Consider the following 701-nt stretch of genomic DNA (forward strand, 5'->3'; position numbering starts at 1 on the left):
GTCATACTCGTAGCAGTAGCGCCGTATATATGCCAGGTTCTGTCCATGCCTTCCTCAGGAGTAAGAACAGAGGCTACCGAAGCAGCATAGTCGGTAACACTTACATGGTAGGGTCCCCCGCCAGTAAGGGAAGTCGGCGTATAGTCTCCATCAGCGATTCCTACAGGAAAAAAGAAGGATCCAGAGCTAAATGCATCTTTGACCATATGGCTTACCGTCGAATTATTGGTAATAACCATCCGATTAGCACTATAATTACTAATCGTCGCATCCGAATCAAATCGGAGGTCGCCCTTTACAGTAGCATCCAAGGTAACATCTGCCCCATCAACGGCAAGGTTCAGGTCTGTGCCTAGGTATAAAGTATTGTCAGCAGTATTATTTGAAAATCCTGCCGCCGTCAGATCTGCAGGAAAAGGCAGTTCCGTTATCTGCATCCCGCTGGCATTATTTAATACCACCGCTACACCTATACTGCTGCTTTGGTTATTACCGTCCACATTCGTGATACTGGCCGCACCTCCGGCAACAGAAGGATTATATATCTGTATAGAGCCTGTGCCTTGAATAATGGCATTCGGATCGATAACGATATTTTTGGCATATATTTCCCAGGTTCCATCGATCTGATAAGTACCAGGGCCTATATAAAGTGTTTCTGCTGCGTCGGCATGGGTGCCCCCGGGAGCAATACTGACCGT

The 701-nt window shown here is 47.1% G+C and carries 1 protein-coding gene; it reads right to left on the reverse strand.

Going from position 1 to position 701, the window contains the following annotated elements; translation table 11 throughout:
* A partial coding sequence (locus X939_RS23865; RefSeq protein ID WP_025765398.1) for a hypothetical protein occupies positions 1–701 on the reverse strand: 701 nt, incomplete at both ends.

Source organism: Dyadobacter tibetensis Y620-1, from assembly GCF_000566685.1.
Classification (GTDB): domain Bacteria; phylum Bacteroidota; class Bacteroidia; order Cytophagales; family Spirosomataceae; genus Dyadobacter; species Dyadobacter tibetensis.